Annotated in this window: 27 protein-coding genes and 4 pseudogenes; 8 read left to right on the forward strand and 23 right to left on the reverse strand. The window is 68.2% G+C overall.

All coding sequences use genetic code 11. The annotated features are described in order from the left end of the window. A pseudogene (gene glf, locus A6302_RS25540) lies at positions 1–2,230 on the forward strand (UDP-galactopyranose mutase); the annotation flags it as partial. Positions 2,231–2,301: 71 nt separating this feature from the next. On the opposite strand, the gene A6302_RS02710 reads toward glf, so the two are convergent. Further along, positions 2,302–2,886 carry a TetR/AcrR family transcriptional regulator gene (locus A6302_RS02710; RefSeq protein ID WP_069305759.1) on the reverse strand — a complete coding sequence of 195 codons (585 nt, stop codon included), beginning with the start codon at positions 2,884–2,886 and terminating at the stop codon, positions 2,302–2,304. 192 nt (positions 2,887–3,078) lie between these two features. On the opposite strand from A6302_RS02710, the gene A6302_RS02715 reads away from it, so the two are divergent. Beyond that, a complete protein-coding gene (locus A6302_RS02715) occupies positions 3,079–3,477 on the forward strand; it encodes a RidA family protein (protein WP_069305760.1) in 399 nt (132 codons plus the stop codon). 51 nt (positions 3,478–3,528) lie between these two features. Here the strand turns inward: A6302_RS02715 and rsgA are convergent, their stop codons facing one another. Then, a complete protein-coding gene (rsgA, locus tag A6302_RS02720; RefSeq protein WP_069305761.1) occupies positions 3,529–4,563 on the reverse strand; it encodes a ribosome small subunit-dependent GTPase A in 1,035 nt (344 codons plus the stop codon). A gap of 216 nt (positions 4,564–4,779) precedes the next feature. Continuing rightward, positions 4,780–5,795, reverse strand: a pseudogene (locus A6302_RS02725) (NADP-dependent oxidoreductase). Positions 5,796–5,886: 91 nt separating this feature from the next. Between A6302_RS02725 and A6302_RS02730 the strand changes: the two are divergent. After that, a pseudogene (locus A6302_RS02730) lies at positions 5,887–6,824 on the forward strand (LysR family transcriptional regulator). Positions 6,825–6,897: 73 nt separating this feature from the next. Here A6302_RS02730 and A6302_RS25110 read toward each other — a convergent pair. The 7 genes from A6302_RS25110 to A6302_RS02745 all read right to left on the reverse strand — a co-directional run bounded on the left by A6302_RS25110 (position 6,898) and on the right by A6302_RS02745 (position 11,429). Next, on the reverse strand, positions 6,898–7,143 hold the full coding sequence (locus tag A6302_RS25110) for an AI-2E family transporter (protein WP_280938807.1): 246 nt from the start codon (positions 7,141–7,143) through the stop codon (positions 6,898–6,900). Beyond that, complete coding sequence (locus tag A6302_RS02735; RefSeq protein ID WP_210183249.1) at positions 7,107–8,051, reverse strand: AI-2E family transporter; 945 nt, start codon at positions 8,049–8,051, stop codon at positions 7,107–7,109. Before A6302_RS02735 ends, A6302_RS25110 begins: the two co-directional genes overlap by 37 nt. A gap of 238 nt (positions 8,052–8,289) precedes the next feature. Then, the gene (locus A6302_RS26420) at positions 8,290–8,376 is read right to left on the reverse strand and encodes a small membrane protein YohP (RefSeq protein WP_141703374.1); all 87 of its coding nucleotides are present in this window, start codon (positions 8,374–8,376) and stop codon (positions 8,290–8,292) included. Positions 8,377–8,385: 9 nt separating this feature from the next. Next, positions 8,386–8,562 (reverse strand): CsbD family protein, encoded by a 177-nt coding sequence (locus A6302_RS20935; RefSeq protein ID WP_083255446.1) that lies wholly within the window; start codon positions 8,560–8,562, stop codon positions 8,386–8,388. Between the two features lie 142 nt (positions 8,563–8,704). Beyond that, on the reverse strand, positions 8,705–8,944 hold the full coding sequence (locus tag A6302_RS23985; RefSeq protein ID WP_245293878.1) for a hypothetical protein: 240 nt from the start codon (positions 8,942–8,944) through the stop codon (positions 8,705–8,707). Beyond that, a complete protein-coding gene (locus tag A6302_RS02740; protein WP_245293879.1) occupies positions 8,893–10,185 on the reverse strand; it encodes a phospholipase D-like domain-containing protein in 1,293 nt (430 codons plus the stop codon). Before A6302_RS02740 ends, A6302_RS23985 begins: the two co-directional genes overlap by 52 nt. A 227-nt stretch (positions 10,186–10,412) precedes the next feature. After that, the gene (locus A6302_RS02745) at positions 10,413–11,429 is read right to left on the reverse strand and encodes a YeiH family protein (protein WP_069305795.1); all 1,017 of its coding nucleotides are present in this window, start codon (positions 11,427–11,429) and stop codon (positions 10,413–10,415) included. 98 nt (positions 11,430–11,527) lie between these two features. Between A6302_RS02745 and A6302_RS02750 the strand changes: the two genes are divergently transcribed. Continuing rightward, on the forward strand, positions 11,528–12,457 hold the full coding sequence (locus A6302_RS02750) for a LysR substrate-binding domain-containing protein (RefSeq protein ID WP_069305762.1): 930 nt from the start codon (positions 11,528–11,530) through the stop codon (positions 12,455–12,457). A gap of 146 nt (positions 12,458–12,603) precedes the next feature. On the opposite strand, the gene A6302_RS02755 is transcribed toward A6302_RS02750, so the two are convergent. The 10 genes from A6302_RS02755 to A6302_RS02800 all read right to left on the reverse strand — a co-directional run bounded on the left by A6302_RS02755 (position 12,604) and on the right by A6302_RS02800 (position 20,563). Then, complete coding sequence (locus A6302_RS02755; RefSeq protein ID WP_069305763.1) at positions 12,604–14,136, reverse strand: acyl-CoA carboxylase subunit beta; 1,533 nt, start codon at positions 14,134–14,136, stop codon at positions 12,604–12,606. A 94-nt stretch (positions 14,137–14,230) separates the two neighbouring features. Beyond that, positions 14,231–15,016 carry an ATP12 family chaperone protein gene (locus A6302_RS02760; RefSeq protein ID WP_069305764.1) on the reverse strand — a complete coding sequence of 262 codons (786 nt, stop codon included), beginning with the start codon at positions 15,014–15,016 and terminating at the stop codon, positions 14,231–14,233. Further along, a complete protein-coding gene (locus A6302_RS02765; protein ID WP_069305765.1) occupies positions 15,013–15,684 on the reverse strand; it encodes an HAD-IA family hydrolase in 672 nt (223 codons plus the stop codon). Before A6302_RS02765 ends, A6302_RS02760 begins: the two co-directional genes overlap by 4 nt. Positions 15,685–15,766: 82 nt before the next feature. Then, the gene (locus A6302_RS02770; RefSeq protein WP_069305766.1) at positions 15,767–16,393 is read right to left on the reverse strand and encodes a LysE/ArgO family amino acid transporter; all 627 of its coding nucleotides are present in this window, start codon (positions 16,391–16,393) and stop codon (positions 15,767–15,769) included. Between the two features lie 117 nt (positions 16,394–16,510). Beyond that, entirely contained in the window at positions 16,511–17,434 is a 924-nt protein-coding gene (locus A6302_RS02775) for a YVTN family beta-propeller repeat protein (protein WP_245293880.1), read from the reverse strand. A gap of 41 nt (positions 17,435–17,475) precedes the next feature. After that, positions 17,476–18,009 (reverse strand): SRPBCC family protein, encoded by a 534-nt coding sequence (locus A6302_RS02780; protein WP_069305768.1) that lies wholly within the window; start codon positions 18,007–18,009, stop codon positions 17,476–17,478. A 204-nt stretch (positions 18,010–18,213) separates the two neighbouring features. Beyond that, the gene (locus A6302_RS02785) at positions 18,214–19,254 is read right to left on the reverse strand and encodes an RluA family pseudouridine synthase (RefSeq protein ID WP_069305769.1); all 1,041 of its coding nucleotides are present in this window, start codon (positions 19,252–19,254) and stop codon (positions 18,214–18,216) included. Then, positions 19,251–19,634 (reverse strand): fluoride efflux transporter CrcB, encoded by a 384-nt coding sequence (gene crcB, locus A6302_RS02790; RefSeq protein ID WP_245293881.1) that lies wholly within the window; start codon positions 19,632–19,634, stop codon positions 19,251–19,253. The genes A6302_RS02785 and crcB overlap by 4 nt, the downstream gene beginning before the upstream one ends. Before the next feature lie 147 nt (positions 19,635–19,781). Continuing rightward, on the reverse strand, positions 19,782–20,276 hold the full coding sequence (locus tag A6302_RS02795) for a GNAT family N-acetyltransferase (protein ID WP_245293882.1): 495 nt from the start codon (positions 20,274–20,276) through the stop codon (positions 19,782–19,784). A gap of 2 nt (positions 20,277–20,278) precedes the next feature. Next, positions 20,279–20,563, reverse strand: coding sequence for a type II toxin-antitoxin system TacA family antitoxin (locus A6302_RS02800; protein ID WP_069305772.1), 285 nt, complete (start codon positions 20,561–20,563; stop codon positions 20,279–20,281). A gap of 163 nt (positions 20,564–20,726) precedes the next feature. On the opposite strand from A6302_RS02800, the pseudogene A6302_RS02805 reads away from it, so the two are divergent. Continuing rightward, positions 20,727–22,174 (forward strand): annotated as a pseudogene (locus A6302_RS02805) (NAD-dependent succinate-semialdehyde dehydrogenase). Between the two features lie 16 nt (positions 22,175–22,190). On the opposite strand, the gene A6302_RS20940 reads toward A6302_RS02805, so the two are convergent. Next, a complete protein-coding gene (locus tag A6302_RS20940) occupies positions 22,191–22,520 on the reverse strand; it encodes a VOC family protein (RefSeq protein ID WP_342586201.1) in 330 nt (109 codons plus the stop codon). Between the two features lie 151 nt (positions 22,521–22,671). Further along, positions 22,672–23,118, reverse strand: a complete 447-nt coding sequence (locus A6302_RS02815; protein ID WP_069305774.1) for a MarR family winged helix-turn-helix transcriptional regulator — start codon at positions 23,116–23,118, stop codon at positions 22,672–22,674. Between the two features lie 98 nt (positions 23,119–23,216). Between A6302_RS02815 and A6302_RS02820 the strand changes: the two genes are divergently transcribed. Beyond that, the gene (locus A6302_RS02820) at positions 23,217–23,570 is read left to right on the forward strand and encodes a DUF1428 domain-containing protein (RefSeq protein WP_069305775.1); all 354 of its coding nucleotides are present in this window, start codon (positions 23,217–23,219) and stop codon (positions 23,568–23,570) included. Positions 23,571–23,653: 83 nt separating this feature from the next. Here A6302_RS02820 and A6302_RS02825 read toward each other — a convergent pair whose 3' ends face one another. Then, positions 23,654–24,460 (reverse strand): SDR family NAD(P)-dependent oxidoreductase, encoded by an 807-nt coding sequence (locus tag A6302_RS02825; RefSeq protein WP_069305776.1) that lies wholly within the window; start codon positions 24,458–24,460, stop codon positions 23,654–23,656. 122 nt (positions 24,461–24,582) lie between these two features. On the opposite strand from A6302_RS02825, the gene A6302_RS02830 reads away from it, so the two are divergent. Together A6302_RS02830 and A6302_RS02835 are read left to right on the forward strand one after the other, a co-directional pair. Then, the gene (locus A6302_RS02830; RefSeq protein WP_069305777.1) at positions 24,583–25,140 is read left to right on the forward strand and encodes a MarR family winged helix-turn-helix transcriptional regulator; all 558 of its coding nucleotides are present in this window, start codon (positions 24,583–24,585) and stop codon (positions 25,138–25,140) included. After that, complete coding sequence (locus A6302_RS02835) at positions 25,137–25,361, forward strand: DUF4287 domain-containing protein (RefSeq protein ID WP_069305778.1); 225 nt, start codon at positions 25,137–25,139, stop codon at positions 25,359–25,361. Before A6302_RS02830 ends, A6302_RS02835 begins: the two co-directional genes overlap by 4 nt.

A 25,361-nucleotide genomic window follows, 5' to 3' on the forward strand; every position in this document is an offset into this window, starting at 1 on the left:
GCCGGTCTTTTCGTCGAGGAGATCGCAGAGACGGCCGGAGACAGCGCGCTGTCGCTGCGCAGATGCCCCCATAGCGGTGTGCGGATCGTGACGCCGATGCTGCCGGCCGGCCTTCACGGAGCCGCGCGGGAGGCCGCCTTGCGGGCCCTGATCGATGACCTTCTGACGGGGTCGGATCTGAAACGGCCGGTTCTCTGGCACTACAGCCCGATGTTCCGTCCGGCGACGCGCGGGCGGGCCTGTGCGGCCATCGTCTACGACTGCATGGACGAGCTTGCGAACTTCCGCTTTGCGCCGCCCGAATTGCGCATCTACGAGCACGAGCTGATCGCCGCGGCGGATGTGATGTTCACTGGTGGCCACAGCCTCTATGAGGCCAAGCGGAAGCTCCATCACGCGATCCACGCGTTTCCCTCGGCGGTCGACCATGTGCATTTCCAGACCGCGCGATCGCTTGCCGGACGCACGGGGGCGGAAACGCCCCGGCTCGGCTTCTATGGCGTGATCGACGAACGGCTCGATCTCGGCCTCCTGGATGAGCTTGCCCGGGCTCGGCCCGACTGGGAGATCGAGATCGTCGGACCGCTTGCGAAGATCTCGCCCGACGACCTGCCGCGCCGGCCCAACATCACCTACCCCGGACGGCAGTCCTATGCTGATCTTCCGAAATGGCTGGCGCGCTGGGACGTGGCGCTCATGCCTTTCGCCCTCAACGATTCCACCCGCTTCATCAGCCCGACGAAGACGCCGGAGTATCTGAGTGGCGGCTGCCCGGTCGTGTCGACGGCGATCACCGACGTGATGCGAACCTACGGCGACCTCGAGGGTGTGCGGATTGCCGCTCGCGACGAGTTTGTGGACGCCTGTGACGCGGCGCTGGCGCTCAGGCGCCGCCCGTCACTGGCTGGCGCGACGCGGCCGACGCCCTGATCGCCAGCGCCTCGTGGCGCAACACCCAGAGGGCCATGCGGTCGCTGATCGCCGACGCCGCGCGGGAAAAGCTGGATGCAGCACGTCCTCGCCTGCCGCGGCCGCGGGCCGCGTCACCGCGATGGGATGCGGTCGTCGTCGGCGCCGGCTTTGCCGGGGCGGTGATGGCGGAGCGCATGGCGGCCGACGGCGGCAAGCGCGTGCTCGTCCTCGACCGCCGTCCGCATGTGGCCGGGAACGCCCACGACCGCACCGACGCCGCCGGCATCCTGGTGCATGACTACGGGCCGCACATCTTCCACACCAACTCCGAAGACGTGTTCGCCTACCTGTCGCGCTTCACCGATTGGCGGCCCTACGAACATCGTGTCCTTGCCGAGGTGAAGGGCAAGCTGGTGCCGATGCCGATCAACCGGACGACGCTGAACCTGCTCTACGGCCTCGACCTCACCACCGACGAGGAGGCCGCGGCCTTCCTTGCCTCGCGCGCCGAACCGGTCGCGCGGGTGGAGACCTCCGAGGACGTGGTGGTGTCGGCGATCGGCCGCGAGCTCTATGAACTGTTCTTCCGCGGCTACACGCGCAAGCAGTGGGGCCTCGACCCGTCCGAACTCGATCGCTCCGTCACCGCGCGGGTGCCGACCCGCACCAGCGTCGACGACCGCTACTTCACCGACACGTTCCAGGCGATGCCGGCGGAGGGCTATACCCGCATGTTCGAGCGCATGCTCGATCATCCCAACATCGAGGTGCGGACCGGCGTCGACTTCAAGGAGGTGCAGCACAGTCTCCAGTGGGATCACCTCGTCTACACCGGCCCGATCGACGAGTATTTCGGCCACAGATACGGCAAGCTGCCCTATCGCTCGCTGGTGTTCCGCCACGAGACGCTGGATCAGGAACAGGCGCTGCCGACCGGCACCGTCAACCATCCGGACGAGGCGACGCCCTTCACCCGGGTGTCCGAGTTCAAGCATCTGACCGGACAGGTCCATCCGCGCACCAGCGTGGTCTACGAGCATCCCTCGCCGAGGGCGACCCCTACTATCCGATCCCTCGGCCGGAAAACCGCGCGCTGCTCGATCGCTATCTGGCGCTGGCGGCAGCGACGCCCGACGTCAGCTTCGTCGGACGGCTGGCGAGCTATCGCTACTACAACATGGATCAGGTGGTCGGTCAGGCACTCGCGACATGGCGGCGGCTGAAGACGGCGGCGCCGGAGGTGACGCGAAAGCCGGACCGGGCGCTTCTCGCGGCGACAGGGTCCGAAACGGCGCTCGCCGTCGTGACGGCGTCGTAGCGGCGGTCGTGGACAAACGGTCGGAGGAGAGCGGTTCACCGGCGAACGGCTCTGTGCTCCCGGCATCGGACTTACGCTGATGGCTCCGGAGGCTGCCTGACCAGTAACCCGGTGGCCATCCGGCTGAATGCCTCGATCGCGCGCGGCAGGACGACCTCGGGCGCATCGCTGGCGGCGACCCACAGGGCGGCATTCAGCGCTGCACCGGACAGAAGCCGCGCAGCGGCTTCGACGTCCACGGGCGCCATGATCCCGGCGGCGATGAGCCGAGCCACCGCCCGTTTCGTCACCTCCAGACAGGCATTCTGGCTCGGCCATTGCGACGGATCACCGAGGAAGGCTGGGCCATCCAGCAGAACGATCCGACGGACTTCCGGATCGAGCGCCATTTCAATGTAGGCCGCGCCTTCGGCGAGCAGACCGTCCCATTCCGAGCGGGCGCCCGCACCGGCTGCCTGCGCCTTGCGGGCCATTTCGCCATCGACCTGCGCGACCACGGCAGCAAGCAGCCCCTTCTTGTCACCGAAGTTGTGATAGAGCGCTCCGCGCGTCAGCCCGACCTCCGCGGTCAGGTCGTCCATCGAGGCGGCGGCAAAGCCCCTGGCAGCGAAGGCCCGGCGCGCGGCCGCGAGCAGTTTCGCGCGGTTTTCCTCCATGGTCTCGATCCGGGATCTGGCGGCCAACGCAGACTCCTTTCACATACGCGACGTATATGGATTGACATACGTAGCGTATGCGGTCATTTCACATGCACAGCGTATCTCAAATACGTGATGCACGCGATGTCCGTGTCGCTCGCCTTGGCATTCCGTCCGGTCCGGCAACGGGCCATCCTGAAAGATCCTGTCATGACCAGACCCGTCACCGTTTTTCCCGAAAGCCGCCACGCCCTCTATGAGGCGCATGGCTATTCGGCCGCGATCCGCTCCGGCGATCTGCTGTTTGTCTCCGGCCAGGTGGGCAGCCGCGCGGACGGTTCACCGGAACCGGACTTCACCGCACAGGTCCGGCAGGCCTTCGCCAATCTGAAGGCGACTCTGGCGGCGGCCGGATGCACCTTGGACGATCTCGTCGATGTCACGACGTTTCATACCGACCCCGAGACGCAGTTCGCAGCCGTCATGCAGGTGAAGAACGAAGTCTTCCCCCAACCCCCCTATCCGAACTGGACCGCCGTCGGCGTGACGTGGCTCGCCGGTTTCGACTTCGAGATCAAGGTGATCGCCCGCATCCCGGCGCCCGGCTGACGTTCCCGCGCACAGACGCTCTCCGGCACCTGACCATCCTTCGCGATCGGATCACCGGTCGCGGCGCGGCTTCGGCCTCGAACGCGCTGCCATGCGGGCCGCAAGGCCGAAGGCGCGATCGCGGATGTGGGGCTCGGTCGGATTTGCGGAAGGGGTGCCGTCCTCGCTGCGCAGTTTTTCCCAGCGCAGGAGACGCTCCGGATCGACTTCGCCGCGTTCCACCGCGTCGCGGATCGCGCAGCCCGGCTCCACCTGATGCGAACAGTCGCTGAAGCGGCAGGTCCGGGCAAGCGCGTCGAGATCGTCGAACAGCACGGCCACACCCTCGTCGCCGTCGTTGAGACGCAGTTCGCGCATGCCGGGCGTGTCGATCAGCCAGCCGCCGCCGGTCATCGCCAGCATGTGCCGGCCGCGCGTGGTGTGCCGCCCCTTGGCGTCGTTCTCGCGGATGGGCGCCGTGATGCGCGCCGTGCCCACCAGCGTGTTGGCGAGCGTCGTCTTGCCCACGCCGGAGGAGCCGACCAGCGCCACCGTCCGCCCCGGACCGCACCACCGCTCCAGGGCCTTGCCGGCATCGGGCGCCAGCGCGTCCAGCGTCAGCACCGCGATGCGTGGATTCACCGCCTCCGCACGTGCACGCCAGTCCGCGGGATCATCGCAGAGGTCGGCCTTGGTCAGCAGGATGACCGGCTCCACCCCCGCCCCCATCGCCAGCGCCAGATAGCGCTCCAGCCGCGCCGGGTTGAAGTCGGCGTTGCAGGACGTGACGATGAACAGCGTGTCGACATTGGCCGCGATCAGCTGGCGCCCCGTGCCGCTGCCGGCGGCGCGGCGGGCAAGGCTGGTGCGGCGGTCCAGGAGCCGCACAAGACGTTCCCCGTCCGCCAGCGCCCAGTCGCCGACGGCGATGTCGCCGGTCGAAAGACCTGACGGCGGAAACAGCGACAGCGGCCCACCCGCGCCGATCGCATCGACGCGGCTGCGGTGGACGGACGAGATCCGGCAGGGTGTGGCGGCGCCGACTTCGCCTGCCACGAGCTGGCGCTGGAAATCGGCGGTCCAGCCGAGATCGGCAAGCAAGGACATGGACGTCAAGAGTGGATCCTTGCAGGAGTTCGAAAGGCCGTCATCGATGAGGCATCCGTCTTGTTGATACGGAAAACATGGTGCGACGGTGTCCCGTCCGCGGCCTTGTCTCCGGGGAGGCTCCGACGCACCCTCCCCTTCGCGCTCACTGTGCTGACCCGGACGGCGGAATGCCAGCCCCATTTCCCGGGGACCTGCGATCCGCCGAAGCGACCTTCAGGCGACCGTCAGCACGATCTTGCCCTGGACATGCCCCCGGGCCGCCCGCTCGTGGGCCTTGCGGGCGTCGGCAAGCGGATAGGTGCTGTCGAGGACGACGCGGAGCGTGCCGTCCTCGAGCAGGTGTCCGAGCTGCCGCAACTGCGCGCCGCTCGAGCGGACCTGCGTGGTCGAAACCGTCACCCCCAGGCGGGCGGCCTCTTCCGCGCCCGAGTAACCAAGCGGGAAGACCGGGAACAGGGCGCCGCCAGGCTTGAGCGTGCGCAGGAAGCGGCCGGTGCGCGGTCCGCCGACGGCATCGAGGACGAGGTCGACGTCGTGGACCACGTCTTCGGGCAGGGTCGCGGTGTAGTCGATGACGGCGTCGGCGCCGAGATCGCGCAGAAACGTCTGATGCCGGCCCGATGCCACGGCAATGACCCGCGCGCCCTTCATCTTCGCGATCTGCACGGCGAGATGGCCCACGCCACCGGCGGCACCGTTGACGAGGACGGTCCTGCCTTCAAGCGGCACCGGCTCATGCGGGTCGGGTTGCAGCGGGTTCGGATGGTCGTGTCCGGGATCGATGAGGAACTGCCATGCGGTCAGCAGCGACATCGGCGCGCCGGCGGCCTGAACGTGACCGATGCCCTCGGGCTTCGGCGCAACCTGCGACGCCGGCACGGCGACATACTCGGCATAGGCCCTGCTGTCTCCGGCAAGACCTTCCGGAAACCGGACCATCGAATGGACCGCGTCGCCGACGGCAATGTCCGCCACATCGTCGCCGACCGCCGAGACCACACCCGATATGTCCGTCCCCGGAATGACCGGAAAGGCACCTGCGGCTGCCATGCGGGAGGCAGCATCCTGTAGCCGTCGCGCAGGTACCAGTCGGGGGGATTGAGCCCCACCGCATGGACGCGGATCAGCACCTCGTGCGCCTTCGGCTCCGGCGTCGGGGCGTCTTCATAACGCAGCACCTCGGGGCCGCCGAAGGCATGCAATCTCACCGCTTTCATTGTCCTGCTCATCCGAACCTCCATCGTCGCAATCGTGTCCGAAGCCGATGTAGGACCATGAGCGCGGATTGATAATCGATGCCGGGATCGCTATGGTCATTCCATGAAGGAACAAGTTGGTCTGGAGCGGCTGACCGGTCTGATCGCATTCGCGCGCGCCGGATCGCTGGGCAGCTACACCGCGGCGGCCCGGTCTCTCTCGATCTCGCCGTCTGCCGTGAGCAAGAGCGTGCAGCGGCTGGAACAGCATCTGGGGATCTCGCTGTTTGCCCGCACGACGCGGTCCCTGACGCTCACGCCCGAGGGGCGCGAACTGCATGAGCGCGCGCTGCGGTTGCTGCGCGACGCCGAAGAGATCGAGCAGGTGGCCCTCGCGGCGCGCGCCGAGCCGTCGGGAAGCCTGCGGATCGCGGCGTCGCTTCCGATCGGCATTCACGTGATCGCGCCCGCGCTGCCGGCGTTTCTCGGACTGCATCCGAAGGTGAAGGTCGACCTGCGGCTGAACGACCAGGTCACGGACCTCATCGAGGAGGGGATCGACGTCGCGGTCCGTATTGGCGACCTCGCCGACTCGCGACTGCTGTCGCGACGCTTGCGCCGCACCGGGTCTGCTGCTTCGCCTCCCCCGCCTATCTGGCCGTGCGGGGCACGCCGAAGCATCCCGACGAACTGGAGGGGCATGACACCGTCACCCTGCGCTACCAGAGCACGGGACAGGCCATGCGCTGGCCCTTCCGGATCGGCGATCGCGTGGTCGAGCGTCTGCCGGCCTCCGGACTCACCGTCGACGCAAGCGACGCGCTGATCGCCATCCTTGTCGCCGGGGGTGGCATCGGCCTCTGCGCGACCTTCCTCGCCGCGCCCCACGTGGCGCGCGGCGACCTGGTGCCGGTGCTGTCGGACCATGCTGTCGAGCGGCAGAACATCACCGCGCTCTGGCCCGAAAGCCGGCGCACCAATCCTGCGGTGCGCGCCTTCCTGACCCACCTTCAGCAGGTGTTCGAGGCGCAGATGGAGGCGGCGGCGCGGGATCTGTCCTGACCAGGCTCGCCCCGGAAGCCCGGCCGCAGCCACCGATGCGGCCTGGCATCGCGCTGGCGCCGACATGCAGGCCTCACGCGGACGGCTGGAGATCCGTCCGCGCGTCCGCCTCTCCGTCTTCCCGTTCCAGATAGCGCCGGACATAGGTCTCGCGCACCAGCGTCAGTCCGAGTGCGGCCATCGGTGTGGCAAGGGCAAGGCCGAGGATGCCGAACAGGACGCCCATCAGGAGCTGGATCGAGATGATCAGGGCCGGCGGGAGCGACACGCGCTCCTGCTGGATCAGGGGCGTGATCGCATAGCTTTCGAGCGTTTGCACCCCGAGGTAGACGGCGACGACCAGCAGCGCCGTTGTCGGGCTGTCGGAGAAGCCAGAAGCACCGCCGGGGCGGCGGCGAGGAGCGGGCCGATGTTGGGGATGAAGGCGAGCAGGGCGGCGATCAGGCCGAGGATGGGCGCAAGCGGCACGCCGATGAGCCACAGGCCGAGCCCGGTCAGCACTCCGACCACGGTCATCGACATGAGCTGGGCAACAAGCCAGCCTTTCAGGGTGCTGGTCGCCTTGTGCAGGACGTCGACGCCCTCGTCGCGGACGGACGGGGCGAGAATGCCGATGAGGCCGCGTCGATAGATCCCCGGCTCGATCGCGACGTAGAGCCCGACGATGAGCATGATCGCGAAATTGCCGAGCGCCCCGAAGGTGGTCATGACGGCCGTTGCCGCGGTTCCACCGCCACCGTCCGACAGCAACGCGTCGGGTGTGGCGTGTTCGAGCAGCTGCTCGCCCCAGGCATAGCCTTCGATCCGCGACCGCAGGGTCTCGAGGGCGGCCGGGACTTCCTCGACCAGCTGATCGAACTGCTCGGCCGCGGCCGGCGCAAAGGCGAGGAAGGCGCCGACAAGTGCAAGGGTGACGAGAAGGGCGAACAGGCCGATGCCCCAGCCGCGACCGATGCCGATGTGCCGTGCCAGCCAGTCCCCGCCCCCACCGAAAAACACGCCGAAGAGCAGCCCGGCAAAGATCACCAGAAGGACATCCGGCACGAAGACAAGGACCAGTGTCATCACCGCAGCAAGGACGATGAGGGACATCTCGCGGCGTTCCGGCGGACGGATCCGGACGCGGCGCGCGGAGGGATCATTCGCCGTCATCTGGTCGCTCGGGGTGTAGGGGGCGAGCCCTGGCTCAGCCGCGCCATCCATCGTCATGATGTGGTCTCCCGTCATGATGTGGTCTCCCGTGAACTCGGCACCGGGACAAGGAGCGTTGGAATGAAAGAGGCCGCAGGAAGGAGCCCCGCCGTCCAGCAAAAACCGGCCGCAGGCATGCCCGGGACCGGTCAGAAATTGTTGAGACCGCCGATCATGACGTTTCGTCGATCGGCGGTCCGCTCGGCAAATCCGAAAGGCGTGCGGCCGCTCCGCAGGAGCGACCGCAGGGGCAGGCGGCCCACGGGCCGCGCATTCAGAAGATCAGCGACAGCAAGCCGACCACGACGAGCAGGCCGATGATAAAGATGACACCCACGGTGCCGCCGATGAATTTCAGCATCCGAGGACCTCAGGTGTTGTCGCGAACGGCGTCTTTCGCCTTGCCGACGCCCGACTGAACCTTGCCTTCGACCTGATCGGCCTTGCCGCTGCGCTCGGTGTCCTTGTCGCCGGTCATCTTGCCGACCGACTCCTTGACCGAACCGCCCATTTCCTTGGCCTTACCCTTGATGCGATCTTCATCCATGATGTTTCTCCTTCGGTTGTACCTAGGAGGAACGCCGACCCCGCGGCCCTGTTCCCGGGAATCGGGATTTCGGGCCTTGGCCGGGACGGTCAGAGGGACAATTCGCGGCGCGGCGACCGGCCAGCGGCCCTCTCCCGGAGGATCATTTTGCGCGCACGGCCGGAACGATGGCATGCAGGCCGCGACGAAGGCTGCGCCAGCGGCTGGAGGGGCGCTCGGGGTCCAGAAGCTGGTTTTCCTCCAGCAGGGTTTCCTCGACGGCGTTGAACTCCGGCGGCTCGAAGGGCACCAGCGACCGTCCGTCCGACCGCAGATCCTCGATGGCCCGGATCAGCGAGCCGTCCCTGCGCGCGATCGCCTGGTCCAGGACATCGATCGCCACGCGAGGTGTTCGGCGAGCAGATCGTTGCGCAGGGCCGTGATGGAGCGGCGGAGGTCGGCCTCGTCCGATGCGCCCGGACGGGCCTCGATCGTGAGGTCGCATTCGGTGTCGAAGCCGAGGGAGCGGTTGTTGAGGTTCGAGGAGCCGACCTTCAGCAGGCGGTCGTCGACGACCATGACCTTGGCATGGACATAGATCGGCTTGCGGCCCGCCGTGACCGGAGTGTAGATCCGGAACCGGCCGTGACGGTCGGCCTTCTCGACGAGATCCAGCAACCGGGCGCGCGAGGAACCCATCACGCCCTCCTCGAGCCAGCCGTTGGCCGTTTCCGGGTTGATCACGACGATCTCGGGCCCGTCGGCTTCGCCAAGACGCGCGGCGATCGCCTCGGCGATCTTGCGCGAGGCGAAATACTGGCTCTCGATGTAGATCGTGCGCTTCGCCGCGGCGATCGCCGCAAGATAGAGGGCCTCGATCTCGTGGATGCCCTTGCGCTCCTCGTGCTCGGGCGCCGTGCGGGAGACCGCCACATCGACATTGCGGAACGACGGCTCCAGCCCGTCGGGCCAGGCGCTGTCCATCGGCGGCGGCGGCGCGATATCCTCGCCGGTCGCGCGCTTCCACCGCTCCCGTGCGAGGTCGCCGAGGGCCCGCGCGACCTCGCCATCGACGGCGGTGGAGACGTCGTGCCAGGGGTCGTAGCGGCGCCGGGTGGTGGGCCGGACCCGGTCCGGATTGTCATCGAGATGCTCGCGCGTGTCCCAGCGATCGCCGGTCATGTCGATGCCGCCGCAGAAGGCGAGCGTGTCGTCGATCACCACGATCTTCTGGTGATGCGCAGAGCCGGCCGGATGGGCGCCGTCGAGCCGGAAGCGGATGCGCTTGTCGGTCATCCAGTCGAGAATGAACAGCGGGGTCGTGCCGCGGCCAAGGGTCTGGATCGTCGCCAGATCCCACCTCAGCACGTAGACACGCAGATCGGGTCGCTGCCTGACCACCCAGGACAGGAGCTTGCCCAGCTTGTTGGGGGCCTTCGACGCCCTGTCCGGACGATCGAGCTTGATGCGCGTGTCGAAATCCCAGCCGATCAGCAGAACGCTGTGGCGGGCGTTCTGCATTGCCGTGCGCACCGTCGCGAAATAGTCCGCCGCGTCGACGATCACCGCCACGCGGTCCGCCCGCGCGATCTGCCAGCAGGTTTCGCCCGGACGCAGCAGCGGAGTTCCGGTTCCCTCGTTCATGCACCCTCGCATCGCACAGTTGCTCGCGGACTAACACGTCTGGCGACGTCATGCGACGGTACGCTTGCAGATGACCCGAGACGGTAGTGTGACGCTGAATTTCGTGACCCGGCGCCCGCAGTGCCCGCATGTCCAGCCGACCCGCAGTTACAATCGTCGGCGATCCTCCGGGTTCCATGGCCGCGACCGACGGTGCCTCGCGATGCAACGGGCTGCATCTTCACCGGTCAGACCGCGCCAGCCGGCAGGACCTGCAGCGCCAGCAGCGCGAGGGCCGTGAGGACGGCAAGCGAGAGCACACCGGCGATCAGGACCCGGCCGCCGGAGGCGACAACGGCGCGCAGGTCCACCGAAAGGCCGAGGCCGGCCATCGACACGACGGTGAGGAGGCCCGCGAGCCGGGCGATCGGCTCCAGCAGCGCCTCGGGCAGCAGCCCCAGCGAGCGAGCGGCCATCATCGCCAGAAAGCCGAGGATGAACCAGGGCACGAGTTCGGCGAGCGTCGGCCGCGCCTTGCTGCGGCCGCCGGCGCGCAGGCCGAGCAGGATCACCACCGGCCCCAGCATCAGCACCCGCATCAGCTTCACCAGCGTGCCGACCTGGGTGGCCAGTGCCCCGACCGGCAGGGTGGCCGCCAGCACCTGCGGCACCGCATAGACCGTGAGCCCGGCCATGACGCCATATTGCCACTCGCCGAGGCCCAGCAGCGGCACGGCGAGCGGCAGCAGCAGCACGACGAGGATGCCGAGCGCGGCGGTGAAGGCGATCGCGCTCGCCACCTCGTCGGCCTCCGCCTCGATCGCCGGCGCGGCGGCGACGATCGCCGAGTTGCCGCAGATGGAGTTGCCGCAGGCCACGAGGGTCGCCAGCCGGTCGGAGAGGCCGAGCAGGCGGCCGATTCCGTAGCTGATGGCGATGGCCGCCACGACCACGCCGGCCACCACCGTGATCATCCTCACCCCTGCCCCGGCCAGCGCACCGAAGCCGATGGAGGCGCCGAGCAGCACGATCACCACTTCCAGAAGCCCCTTGGCGGCGAGACGTATGCCCGGCTCGAAGGCCGGACGCGGGCCGGCCAGGCTGCGCAGCAGCGCGCCGAGCAGGATCGCGAAGACCAGCCCGTCGATCCACGCGCCGCCGGTCGCCGCGATCTCGGCCCGCTCGAGCCCGAGGGCAACGACGGAGACGAGGGCGGCGAGCGCGAGGCCGGGTCCGAGGGAGGCAAGGCAGGTCGTGAGGGACATGAGGCGATCTTCCGATGTGGCCCCAGAGATCGCATCCATGACCATGCATTTCCATCGCATAATCTGATATGTTTCATCCGATCAAAGTGGATAATCCGATGACCTTCGAACAGCTCACCATCTTCGTCGCCGTCGCCGAGCGCGAGCATGTCACGCAGGCCGCCGCCGCGATCGGTCTGACGCCTTCGGCGGTGAGCGCGTCGGTGAAGGCGCTGGAGGCCTGGTATGGCGTGCGGCTGTTCGAGCGGGTCGGCCGCCGGATCGAACTGACCCGAGCCGGGCGGACCTTCCTTGCCGAGGCGCGAGCGACGCTCGCCCGGGTCCGGGCGGCGGAAATGGTGCTGAGCGAGCTTGGCGGACTGGTGCGCGGGGTGATCGACATCCACGCCAGCCAGACCATCGCCAACTACTGGCTGCCGCCCCGGCTGCTGCGGTTTCGCGCCCTGTTTCCCGGTATCGAGATCCGGCTGGCCACCGGCAACACGCGCACGGTGGCCGAGGCGGTGGTGGAGGGGACCGCGGAGATCGGCCTCGTCGAGGGGGCGATCGACGTGCCGGTCCTGTCCGCGCGGGAGATCGCGCGCGACGAACTGGTGGTGGTCGCGGCGCGCGAGGTTGCCAAGCGGGCCGGACCGGTGCCGGACGCTGCTGCGCTGGCCGCCCTTCCCTGGGTGCTGCGCGAGCCGGGCTCCGGCACGCGCTCGGCCTTCGAGGTCGGCATGCGGGCGCTGGGGCTCGATCCCTCCGGCCTCGACGTGGCGCTGACGCTGCCCTCCAACGAGGCGGTGCTGACGGCGGTGCGGGCCGGCGGCGGCGCCACGGCCCTGTCGCGCCTCGTCGCGGCGCCCTTCGTGGCTACCGGCGACCTGGAGACCCTCGACGTCCCCCTGCCCCCGCGCAGCTTCCTGCTGCTGCGCCACAGGGAGCGCGGCCTGTCCGCCGCCGCCATGCGGCTGGCGGAGGTATGCGGGGAAGAGATGGATGGTGAGGGGGCCGAGAGGGGCGGTGTCTCTCCGCCCTCACCCTGAGGACGTCGCATCGCGACGGTTTCGAAGGGCGGTGGCGGCCTCGTCCTTCGAGACAGCCCTTCGGGCTTCCTCAGGATGAGGCCGTTCACGTCCCGTATCCGTGTTGCCAGCCAGCCCCGTGGGGGACAACGCCCCCGCCCCCCCCCTCACAGCGGAATGTTGTCGTGCTTCTTCCAGGGCGTCTCGACATGCTTGTTGCGCAGCATCTGCAGGGCGCGGGACACGCGGCGGCGGGTGGAGTGGGGGAAGATCACCTCGTCGATGTAACCGCGCTCGGCGGCGACGAAGGGATTGGCAAAGCGGGTCTCGTATTCCTTGATCCGCGCGGCGATCCGCTCCGGGTCCGCAAGGTCGGAGCGGTAGAGGATCTCGGCGGCGCCCTTGGCGCCCATCACCGCGATCTCGGCGGTCGGCCAGGCGTAGTTGAGGTCGCCGCCGATGTGCTTGGAGGCCATCACGTCATAGGCGCCGCCATAGGCCTTGCGGGTGATCACGGTCACCTTCGGCACGGTCGCCTCGGAATAGGCGAACAGCAGCTTGGCGCCGTGCTTGATCAGGCCGCCGTATTCCTGCGCCGTGCCGGGCAGGAAGCCGGGCACGTCGACGAAGGTGACGATCGGGATGCCGAAACAGTCGCAGAAGCGCACGAAGCGGGCGGCCTTGCGGCTGGCGTCGCTGTCGAGCACGCCGGCAAGCACCATCGGCTGGTTGGCGACGATGCCGACCGTCTTGCCCTCGATCCGGCCGAAGCCGGTGAGGATGTTCCTGGCATGGGTCGCCTGGATCTCGAAGAAGTCGCTCTCGTCGACCGTCTTCAGGATCAGCTCCTTCATGTCGTAGGGCTTGTTCGGATTGTCCGGGATCAGCCGGTCGAGCGACAGGTCGATGCGGTCGGGATCGTCGTAGACCTCGAAGGCCGGCGCGTCGGCCTCGTTATTGGCGGGCAGGAAGTCGATCAGCCGGCGCATTTCCAGCAGCGCCTCGACGTCATTCTCGAAGGCGCCGTCGGCGATCGAGGATTTGACCGTGTGGACCGAGGCGCCGCCGAGCTGTTCGTGGGTCACGGTCTCGTTGGTGACGGTCTTCACCACGTCCGGGCCGGTCACATACATGTAGGACGTGTCGCGGACCATGAAGATGAAGTCGGTCATCGCCGGGGAGTAGACGTCGCCGCCGGCACACGGGCCCATGATCAGCGAGATCTGCGGGATGACGCCGGAGGCGCGGACGTTGCGCAGGAACACCTCGCCGTAGCCGGCAAGCGCCGCGACGCCCTCCTGGATGCGCGCGCCGCCGGCATCGAACAGCCCGATGATCGGGGCGCGGTTCTTCAGCGCCATGTCCTGGATCTTGACCATCTTCTGGGCGTGGGTCTCGCTGAGCGAGCCCCCGAAGACCGTGAAATCCTTGGAGAAGACGAAGACGGTGCGGCCGTTGACCGTGCCCCAGCCGGTGACGACGCCGTCGCCGGGGACCTTGGAATTCTCCATGCCGAAATCGGTGCAGCGGTGTTCGACGAACATGTCGAACTCCTCGAAGCTGCCGTCGTCGAGCAGGATCTCGATACGCTCGCGGGCGGTGAGCTTGCCGCGCCCGTGCTGGGCGTCGATCCGGCGGGTGCCGCCCCCGAGGCGGGCGACTTCGCGGCGGCGGTCCAACTCGTCGAGCACGTCTTTCATGGCTTCCCCCGGAGTTCGGTCGTTGCTCTGGCCTTAGCCCTCCGCAACCGGCGCCGCAAGGCACCTTCCTGCCGCACCCGGGTCCCGCCAGCTCCTACTTTCCGGCGAGACGGGCGGCAGCCTGCATGTCCTGCCAGCGCCAGACGCGGCGCGAGGCGCTCTCGCCGTCGAGGCCCCAGAGCTCGATGTTCCAGTCCTCGTCCACATGGGCGGCGGCAAAGGCGGCCTCGGCGTCCAGCCGGCCTTCCAACACGGCAAGGGCGAGCAGCACCGAGCCGCAGACCGTGGTCATCTGATGGACCGCGGCGGCCACGAAGGGATCGCGCGGCAGGGCGGCGCGCACGGCCGGCACGACCGCCTCGTCCTGCGCCACGAACATCACGCCGCCGGCGAGGCGAAAGCGCACACCGAGCCGGTCTTCGGCCCATTTCAGGATCGGGTCCCAGGTCTCGGTCTGGCGGGCGACCAGCCGTTCGGGGTCTTCGGCGCGGTAGCAGAGCAGGTCGGAGCCGGCATATTTCGCGGCATCGGCCAGCACCGCATCGACATCCTCGGCAACGCCGTCGATCGCCGAATTGGCAAGGCGCGTCAGCGGCATCGTCGCCGGATCGATATGGCTGCCCTGCGCCGCCCATTCGGCGACCAGCGCCTCGGCCACGGACGCGCCGGGCACCGCCAGCATCTTGCGGCCGGGGGTGCGTACCGGCCGGCCGTCGAGATGCACGGCAAAGAGCCCGTCCGTCGGCGCCGCGGTGACGGCCTTGTAGAAGCGCTTGGGCAGGACGCGCTTGGAGGCTTCCGCCGCGCGGCGCACCGGGTCGGTCTCGGTCGGCCCGGCGAGATCGGCGAAGAGATCGCCGGGGGTGTCGTCGTCGCTCATGTGGCCTCTCCGGAGAACAACCGGTCGAAGGCCGGGACGAGGTCGTCGAAATGGTCGATCACCGGATGCGCGCCGGCTTGCACCAGCGCCTGCGGCGGATGATAGCCCCAGGAGACGCCGATGCCGCGGGCACCGGCGGCGCGGGCCATCTGGATGTCGAACACCGTGTCGCCGACCACCACGGTTCGCTCGGGCTCGGCGCCCAGCTCGGCCATGGCGTCAACCACCATCGCCGGATGCGGCTTGGAGGGCGCGTCGTCGGCGGTCTTCAGCACGGCGAAATAGTCGCGCAGGTCATGGTGGGCGAGGATCGCCTCCAGCCCGCGCCGCGACTTGCCGGTGGCGATGCCGAGGATCACGTCCTCGCGCGCCGCCAGCGTGGTGATCGCCGCGACGGTGCCCGGATAGAGCGGCTCGGCCAGCCCGCCGGTGCGTGCCTCGAAGAAGGCGGCCTTGTAGGCGTCGACGAGGGCGGCGACCCGCGCCTCGTCCGCAGCCGGATCGAGCTGGCCGACCGCGACGGGGAGCGACAGGCCGACGATCGACAGGATGTCGTCGCGCGGCGGCGGCTCGCGGCCGAGCGTCATGAAGGCTGCCGTCATGGAACCGACGATCATGTGCTGGCTGTCCACCAGCGTGCCGTCGCAGTCGAAAAGGACGAGTTTCATGGGGCCATCGCTAGCCGATCCGCGGGTTCCGGCAAAGCGGAAAATGCCCCGTTCCCCCGGCTCGCCCGCCCTGGCGCCTCCGTTATCCCCGAAGAGCGGCGATCCCCTCCAGCCCGAGGCCAGCTGCGATCGAGAGCATCACCAGCGCGATGCCGGCGTCGAGGATGCGCCAGGCGAGCGGCCGTTCGAACACCGGCGCCAGCAGGCGGGCGCCATAGCCAAGCGCGGAGAACCAGACGACCGAGGCCAGCATCGCGCCGCCGGCAAAATACAGCCGAGCGTCCACGGGATAGCGCCCCGAGATGCCGCCGAGCAGCACCACCGTGTCGATGTAGACGTGGGGATTGGCCCAGGTGAGGATCGCGGCGGTGGTCAGCGCCTTGGCCAGCGTCATCGGCCCGCCGCGCGCCGCCTCCAGCCCGCCCGGCGCGAACACCCGCCGTGCTGCGGCGATGCCGTACCAGCCGAGCATCGCCATGCCGGCGAAGGCGAGCACGGCGAACAGCCGGCCCGACGCATTGACGAGCGTGCCCATGCCGGCAGCCCCCAGCGCGATCAGCGCCGCGTCGCTGAGGGCGCAGAAGGCGACCAGCGGCCCGACATGGGATTTCACCAGCCCCTGCCGCAGCACGAAGGCATTCTGCGCGCCGATGGCGATGATCAGACTTGCGCCAAGGCCGAAGCCCTCGACGGCGGCGGAAAGGGACATGGGGCGAACACGGCGGCACGTGGCGGGAGCGCGCCCGATAGCACGGGGCAATCGGCGGCGACACCCGAAAAAATGGACACGCATCCGATCACGCGTTTTGTCACGCGACCGGACGCCCTAGGGCGTCCGGCGCACGAACTGTCCGAAGGCGCGGGGGCCCTCCCCGACCTCGACCTCGCGCAGGACTTCGCGCGTGGAAGCGTCGATTTCCGAGAGGGTGTTGAGGTCCCAGTTGGCGACATAGACCTTCGTGCCGTCGAGGCTGGCGGTGATGCCTTCGGGGAAGCCGCCGATGTCGAGGGTCTCCACCGGCGCCCGTGCGGCAACGTCGAACACGGTCATGGTGCCGGCGTGCTGGTCGGTGACGAAGCCGTGGCCACCGGCGATGGTGACGCCATAGGGCGTGTCGCCGACCGGAATGCGGGTCACCTCGGTCATGCTTGTCAGATCCACCACCGAGACGTCGTCGGTCGCGACATTGGCGACGAAGGCGGTGCGGCCGTCGCCGGTCACCGTCACCGCGAAGGGCCGGCCGCCGACCGTCACGCTGGCCTCGACCGTGAGCGTGGCGAGATCGATGACCGAGAGGCTGTCGGAATCGCGGTCGCAGGTGACGAGGCGCCTGCCGTCGGCGGTCACCCACATGCCCGAGGGCGACTTGCCGACCGCGATGTCGGCGAGCCGGGCAAAGCTCTGGGTGTCGAACACCGTCACGCGGTGGCGATACCAGTCGGCGACGAACAGGCGGCGGTCGTCGGCGGCGATCGCGATGCCGAGATAGCCGTGTTCCACCGGGATCTCGTGGATCACCCTGCGGGCGGCGGTGTCGATCACCGACACGAACAGGCCTTCGGGGCTGGTCACATAGGCGCGGCGGCCGTCGTTGGACACGACCACCCCGGCCGGCTTGCCGACCACGGGGATCGTGCCGACGACGTCGAAGCTGCCGAGGTCCACCACCGACACGCTGTCCGACAGCTGGTTGGTGACGAAGGCCTCGTCGGCGCGGGCGGCGGCTGCCCAAACGAAAAGGGCGAGCACAAGGCCCGCCCCCAACCGCCGGAAAGGCACGCGAGCCACCATCAGGTGCCGCTCTCGAGCTTCTTCTTGAGGCCTTCGAGGCCGCTCTTGTAGACGCCGGTCACGGCGTTGAGCGCGGCTTCGTCGCTGAGCTCGGCCGGCGGGTCATTGTTGGGATAGCCGCGGTAGAAGGCGCCCCACCAGGTCACCTCGGACTTGCCGCCGAGGTCCTTCACGGTGATGCGCGAGGAATAGTTGGTGACGGGCAGCACCTTCACGTCGTCCTTGGTGATGCGGTAGAACAGCATCATCTTGGCCGCGTCGTATTTCTCGAGCCCTTCCTCCAGCACGCCGCCACCCTGGAGCGTCAGCTTGCGGCTGGCGCCGACATCGTTGCCGCCGGTGCCTTCGGTGCTCGTCACGGCCGGATGCCAGCTCATGTCCTGGAAGTTGCCGACCACGGCCCAGACCTTGTCGGCCGGCGCGTTGATCTCGATGGTCTCGGTCACCTTCTGGCGGGTCGGCCCGTGAGCCGCGGCGGCGAGCGGCGCGAGCGCCACGAGACCGGCGACGAGAGCCGCGAACATCTTCTTCATCCCTGACGTCCTCTTGACTGTTTGCCCAAGCGGGACACTGCTTCCCCAAGCGGGACGCGGGGCACGACCAGCGCGCCGCCGCTTCCTCCCCATCGGATCAGTAACGCCGCACCCGCCGCGGTGCAATGCTCAGCCCGCGCGACAGGACACGACGTCGCACCCTGAAGACCCGGATCGGCGGGCCCGTTCAATCCTCCGGTCCCCTCAATCCTCCGGGAAGGACGGATCGCCCTTGCCCGGCTGCTCGACGTCGAGGCCGAAGCTGTTCCAGCTCTGGATCATGTGCGGCGGCAGCGGGGCGGTGACGTCGATCACGCCGTCGCCGGCCGGATGCGGGATCGTCAGGCGGCGCGCCAGCAGGTGCAGCCGGTTCTGGATGCCGCCCGGGAATTCCCAGTTCTCGATGTTGAAATAGCGCGGATCGCCGATGATCGGATGGCCGATCGACTGCATGTGGACGCGCAGCTGGTGGGTGCGGCCCGTCACCGGCTTCATGGTCACCCAGGTGAATTTCTGCGCCACCGCCTCCACGGTCGAATAGTAGGTGACGGCGTGCTGGGCATCCTTCTCGCCATGCCTGGCGATGCGCATCGTCTCGCCGTCCGGCGTCGCCTCCTTCTTGAGATAGGAGGAAATCTTGCCCTGCTTGGGCTTCAGGGCGCCGTAGACCAGCGCCCAGTAGATCTTGCGGGCCGAGCGGGTCTGGAAGGTGCGCGCCAGCGTGGCCGCGGCCAGCCGCGAGCGGGCGACCAGCAGGCAGCCCGAGGTTTCGCGGTCGAGCCGGTGGACGAGGCGCGGCTTCACGCCCTTGCGGTCGCGGAAGGCTTCCAGCATGCCGTCGATGTGGCGCGTCATGCCCGAGCCGCCCTGCACGGCAAGGCCGGCGGGCTTGTTGAACACGAAGACATGCTCGTCCTCGTAGAGCAGCAGCTGGCGCAGATACTGCTCCTCGTCGGCGGACGGCGTCTGCTTGGGCCGGGCCATCGGCGCGCCGGAGGCGTCGAAGGCCACGGGGGCGCCGTCGCCGGCGTGAAGCGGCGGCACGCGCACCACCTGCCCCGGCTGCACGCGGCTGTCGGCCTTGACCCGGCCGCCGTCGACGCGCACCTGGCCGGAGCGCAGCAGCTTCTGCAGATGGCCGAAGCCGAGGCCGGGATAGTGTTCCTTGAACCAGCGGTCGAGGCGCATGCCGGCCTCGTCCTTGCCCACGGTCACCATTTCCACCTTCATCGAGGGCGCGCTCATGCGAGGGCCCTCGCAAGACTGAGGCCGGCGAACAGCGCGGCCAGCGACAGGATCACCGATCCGACCACATAGCCGGCGGCGGTGGCCATGGCGCCGCGCTCGTAGAGCGTCACGGCATCGAGCGAGAAGGACGAGAAGGTGGTGAAGCCGCCGAGGAGGCCGACCGCCACGAACAGGCGCACGGCCTCCGTGCCGGAGAACTTCAGCGCCCACAGGCCGATGAACACACCCATGACGAAGGAACCGATCACGTTGACGCCGAAGGTTCCAAAGGGAAGGTTCGGACCGAGAAGGCGCGTCGCGGCAATGCCGAAGGCATAGCGCAGGACGGAGCCAAGAGCGCCGCCGGCGGCGACGAGGGCGATGTGGAGTGGAGACAAGACGATTTCCGTTCGCGGCTTAGCAGCGATTTCGCCCGCAAATAGCATGCGCGGTGGGCGATTGGCTATGGCGGAAGGCGGAATCGGCCGGAAACGGCGCGGCTGGCTTTCTTCTGGCATCCGCGGCCGGCCGCGATCATCATCCGTTCATCGCAAGCTTGCGATCGTCTGAAGTGGCAGAAACAGCCGAAGCGAATTCGGCTGCAAGGCGATGAAGCCCGAATGTCGATAGAACGCTGCCGCCTGCTCGTCCTTGGCATCCACAGCCAGTGCGAAGACACCCAATTCCGCGCGCATGGCCTTCTGCGCGGCATCCCACAGCATCGCCGCGCCAAGACGCTTGCCCTGAAACTCCGTATCAATGGCAAGCCGTCCGACCCGGGCAACAGGAACGACCGGATAGCGCGGCAGACGGCGGGCGACGTCGTCGGGAATATCCTGCAAGGCGACGTCGCCCGCCGAAAGCGTGTAATAGCCGGCGATGCGGTCCGATTCCGGCTCGTGCGCAATGTAGCAAAGCGCTGCGCGCCGCTTGATGTCCTGACCGGCCTGTTCCTTCAGATAGCGGTCGAGCGGCGGGACGCCGCAGGAAAAGCCCTTCCGGTCATGCCGGGACGCCAGCGCCTCGATGATGAACGGCACGGCTATCGCGTCTCCACGATCAGCGCCTCATGGGCTTCCTTCGCGCGACGCAACGCATCGGAAGGTTCCGGCGGATCGAGAAGCAGGTCGACGAAGCGCGCCTGATCTTCGACAGACAGGCGAATGACGGCATGATCCTCGATGGTGCGCCGCGCCGCATCCTGCGCGGCAGACACGATGAAATCGCTGACGCTGCGCCCTTCCATCTCGGCGGCGCGCTTGACGATGGCCAGCGTCTCCGGCGCGATGCGGGCTTCGATGCGCGCGGTGCGGGATTCTTGCGACATGATCACTCTCCTTGCGCCTCAATGTACGTCAATTTACCGTACATTTTCAAGAGACACGCGTCCGCTCCGTCGCCCACGCCTCTTGCGGAACCACGGCTTCCGTGATCCGTTCCCCCTCCGAAGCCGCCCTGGCGCGGCGCCGTGATCCGCGACGGAGACGACGATGACGCTTTCCCTTTCCCGCACCGACCTTTTCCGCGAGCAGGCCGTGATCGGCGGAAGCTGGCGCGACGCGGCGAGCGGCGCGACCGAGACGGTGGTCGATCCGGCGACGGGCGCGGCGATCGGCAGCGTGCCGAAGATGGGCGCGGACGAGACGACGCAGGCGATCGACGCGGCCGCGGCGGCCTTTCCGGGCTGGGCGGCGACCAGCGCGAAGGAGCGCGCGGTGATCCTCAAGCGCTGGGCCGACCTGATGGTGGCCCACGCCGACGATCTGGCGAGAATCATGACCGCCGAACAGGGCAAGCCGGTGCCCGAGGCGCGCGGCGAGGTCCTCTATGGCGCCAGCTTCATCGAGTGGTTCGCCGAGGAAGGCCGCCGGGTCTATGGCGACACGATCCCCTCGCCGTGGGGCGACCGGCGGATCGTCGCGATCAAGCAGCCGATCGGCGTCACCGCCGCGATCACGCCGTGGAATTTCCCCAACGCCATGCTGGCCCGCAAGGCCGGCCCGGCCCTGGCCGCCGGCTGCACCATGGTGGCGAAACCCGCCGGCCAGACGCCCTATTCCATGCTGGCCATGGCAGTGCTGGCGGAGGAAGCCGGCCTGCCGCCGGGCGTTCTCAACATCGTCACCGGCGACGCCAGGGCGATCGGCGGGGTGATGACCGCAAGCCCGATCGTGCAGAAGATCAGCTTCACCGGCTCCACCGAGGTCGGCCGCGTGCTGATGCGCCAGAGCGCCGACACGATCAAGAAGCTCAGCCTCGAGCTTGGCGGCAACGCGCCCTTCATCGTCTTCGACGACCCCGATCTCGACAAGGCGGTCGAGGGGGCGATGGTGGCGAAATTCCGCAACAACGGCCAGACCTGCGTCTGCGCCAACCGCATCTACGTGCAGGCCGGCGTCTATGACGCCTTTGCCGAAAAGCTAGTGGCGGCGGTGAAGAAGCTCAAGGTCGGCAACGGCTTCGACGCGGGCGTCACCCTCGGCCCGCTGATCGACGAGAAGGCCGTCGCCAAGGTGCGCGAGCATCTCGACGACGCGGTGGCCAAGGGCGCCACCGTGCTGACCGGCGGCAACTCGCTCGGCGGCAACTTCATCGCCCCGGCGGTGGTGGCTGATGTCACGCCGGAGATGATCGTCTCGCGGGAGGAGACCTTCGGGCCCCTCGCCCCGCTGATCCGCTTCTCGACCGAGGACGAGGCGATCCGGCTCGCCAACGACACCGAATTCGGCCTTGCCTCCTATTTCTACTCGCGCGACATCGGCCGGGTCTGGCGGGTCGGCGAGAAGCTGGAATACGGCATCGTCGGCATCAACACCGGGCTGATCTCCACCGCCGAGGCCCCCTTCGGCGGCGTCAAGCAGTCGGGCCTCGGCGCGAGGGCTCGAAATACGGCATCGAGGACTATCTGGAGATCAAGTATCTCTGCATGGGATTGTGACCTCCGCGACGGTCTCTCATGGAAGGTTCACCTGCCACGAGACGCCGAAGCGGTCGTTGACCCAGGCAAAGCGGCGACTGAAGCCGTAGTCGCCAGCGGGCATCAGTTCCGTACCGCCCTCCCCGAGCGCCGCGACGATCCGGTCCAGTTGCTCGGCGTCGGTGCAGTCGGTGAACAGCGACAGCGAGGGCGTGAAGCTGAAGGCGTGCGACACGAAGCTGTCGCTCGCCAGCACCGGCAGGCCCCCAATCACCGCCCGCGCCAGCATCACCGACCCATGCGGCCCCGGTCCTTGCGGACCGTAGCGCCGGACCCACTCGATCCGGCTGCCCGGCACCACGGTCACATAGAAGTCGAGCGCCTCCTCGGCGCGGCCTCGAACATCAGGAAGGGCGTCACCTGCGTCGTGCCGGTCATCTCGGCATCTCCTTCACGGGCTGGAGTCTCAGGGCGTCCCGGTGTCACCTTCGGACCTCAGCATACATCAGCCGGAACGGCTAGGTGACCTTCGACAGCGCCACGAGCGCGAGGCGCAGTCCGTCCGCATCACCTGGCAGGTCGGCCTCGATCCGGCGGTGCGTCTCCCGCCACACCGGCACGGCCGCGGCGAGACGCTCCCTCCCCTCATCCGTGAGGACCAGCAGACGCGAGCGCCGGTCGGCGGGGTTGGCAATCACCCGCAGCAGGCCGTCACGCTCCAGCGGCTTCAGGGCGGCGGTGAGCGTGGTGCGGTCCATCGCCAGAAGCTGCGCCACCGCGCCGATCGGCGGCGGCTCGGGCCGGTTCAGCGACATCAGCAGCGAGAACTGACCGCTGGTCAGCCCGTGAGGGCGGAAGGCATCGTCGAACACGCGCGCCACCACCCGCGCCGCCCGCTGCAGATGCAGGCAGAGGCAGGCGTCACGCACCTCGATCGTGGTCTCGAAGGGAATCGGTTTTGACATGGATCAATTATGTTGATATCAACTTTTCAGTCAAGCATGCGGGGCGAGGCCCCATGCGGACTTTCCAGCCGGATTGCCGACCAGAAGGGAGAGAAGCAATGTCCTATGTCGATGGCTTCGTCGTCGCCGTCCCGACCGAAAACAAGGAGGTCTACAGGACCTTCGCCAGCCAGTTCGCGGTCTGGCTCAAGGAACGCGGCGCGACGCGGGTGGTGGAGTGCTGGGGCGATGACGTTCCGGACGGCAAGCTGACCGATTTCCGCCGGTCGGTGCAGGCCGAGGACGGCGAGACGGTGGTGTTCAGCTGGGTCGAGTATCCGTCCAAGGAGGTGCGCGACGCAGCCATGCAGGCGCTGATGACCGATCCCGCGATGGAAGAATACGGCAAGGGCATGCCGTTCGACGGCAAGCGGATGATCTTCGGAGGATTTGCGCCGATCATCGACCTGTAAGGTCTGCCCCGCTGCCGGTTCCTCCGGTGGACAGCGGATCGGCGGCCGGAGTTCGGCCGCCGTCCGAAGGGTGTCAGGCCGCATCAACCGCGGTGGAGATACCGCGCCGCCGGCGTGCGCAGCGACAGGTTCGGCGCCATCGCGGCCCGGGCCTGCGTCAGGGTCTCCCATTCGCCGGCATCGGGCAGCGACGGGATGGTGACGAGTTCGCCCTGATCGAAGCCGGCCAGCGCCGCGTCAACCAGATCGTTGACGTCCATCACCATCTCCGGCGGCAGCGCATCGACCGAGCCGCCTGCCCGCTCGAAGAATGCGGTGCGGGTGACTCCCGGCATCACGGCCTGCACCTTCACGCCGCGTTCGGCAACGTTGGCGTGGATCGCCTGGGTCAGGGTCAGCACGAAGGCCTTGGTGGCGCTGTAGGTGCCGTGGACCCGCTCCGGAATCAGCGCGACCACCGAAGCAATGTTGATGATCGCCCCGCTGCCGCGCGGCGCAAAGGTCTGCGCCGCCGCGACCGCCAGCCGGTTCACCGCCACCACGTTGACGTCGATCATGGAGTCAAGCGCCCCGGTGTCGCTCTGCAGCAGGCCGTCCATTTCGCCGAAGCCGGCGTTGTTGACGATCATGGTGATGGCCGCATCGTCCCGCAGGCGCTGCTCCACCCGGCCAAGATCGGCACGCGAGGAAAGGTCGGCCGTCAGAACCTCGGCCTTCACCCCGGTCTCGGCGGACAGGCGATCGGCCAGCGCGGCAAGGCGCTCGCCGTTGCGGGCGACGAGGAGGAGATCGTAGCCGCGGTGCGCGAGGCGATCGGCATAGACGGCACCGATGCCGGACGAGGCGCCGGTGACGAGAGCGGTACCGAGGGAGTTTGCCGAAGTGCTCATGGGATGGTCCTTTGCGGGGCTCATTTATTGGTATATGCCACCAATAATCCGGATCACGGTGGATGGCAAGAGTGCGTGCTGCCGTGGCAAGCTTCACGGAATGACAAAATCTCGAGGATGATGTGACGACCGACGCAACGAAGGACGTTTCGGGGAGCAGCGCCGGCGACGAGACGGCGTTGACCTGCGGTGTCTGGGCGCTGTGCGCCAACAGCGCCGTGCGCCGCGCCGCGCGCCAGCTCGGCCAGCTCTACGACGACGCGATCGGGCCGAGCGGCCTGCGCGGCACGCAGTTCTCGCTGCTGGCGCAGATCAGCCGCACGGGCAGCCCGGCCCTCCAGCCGCTGGCGGCGGCGCTGGTGATGGACCTTTCCGCGCTCGGCCACACGCTGAAGCCGCTCCTGCGCGACGGGCTGGTGACGCTGGCGCCGGATCCGAAGGATCGGCGCGTGCGGCGGGTCTCGCTCACGGAGACGGGCGTCGCCCGGCTGTCCGAGGCCGAGGCGATGTGGCGGAAGGCACAGCGGCGCTTCGAGACGCTGGTCGGCGAGGAGGACGCGGCGGCGCTGATGCGGATCCTCGGCAAGGTGTCGTCGGCCGGGTTCCGGGATGCCTTCGAACACGCAGAGAGCGTTCCAACTGGCCGGAAGAACGAACACAGCGAGGATCTGCCTTCATGAGCGACGAGAAGATCAAGGGCCCGGCGTCCTACTTTCCCTCGATCGAGAAGACCTACGGCCGGCCGATTGCCGACTGGAAGGCGCTGGTCCGTTCGGCCCTGCCTGCCAGACACATGGAGCTCGTCGCCATGCTGAAGGAGCAGCACGGGATGGGACATGGTCACGCCAACGCCATTGTCGCGCATACCCTTGCCGAAGACCGTGACCGGGCGGGCAACTGA

Source organism: Methylobrevis pamukkalensis, from assembly GCF_001720135.1.
In the GTDB taxonomy this organism is placed as follows: Bacteria; Pseudomonadota; Alphaproteobacteria; order Rhizobiales; family Pleomorphomonadaceae; genus Methylobrevis; species Methylobrevis pamukkalensis.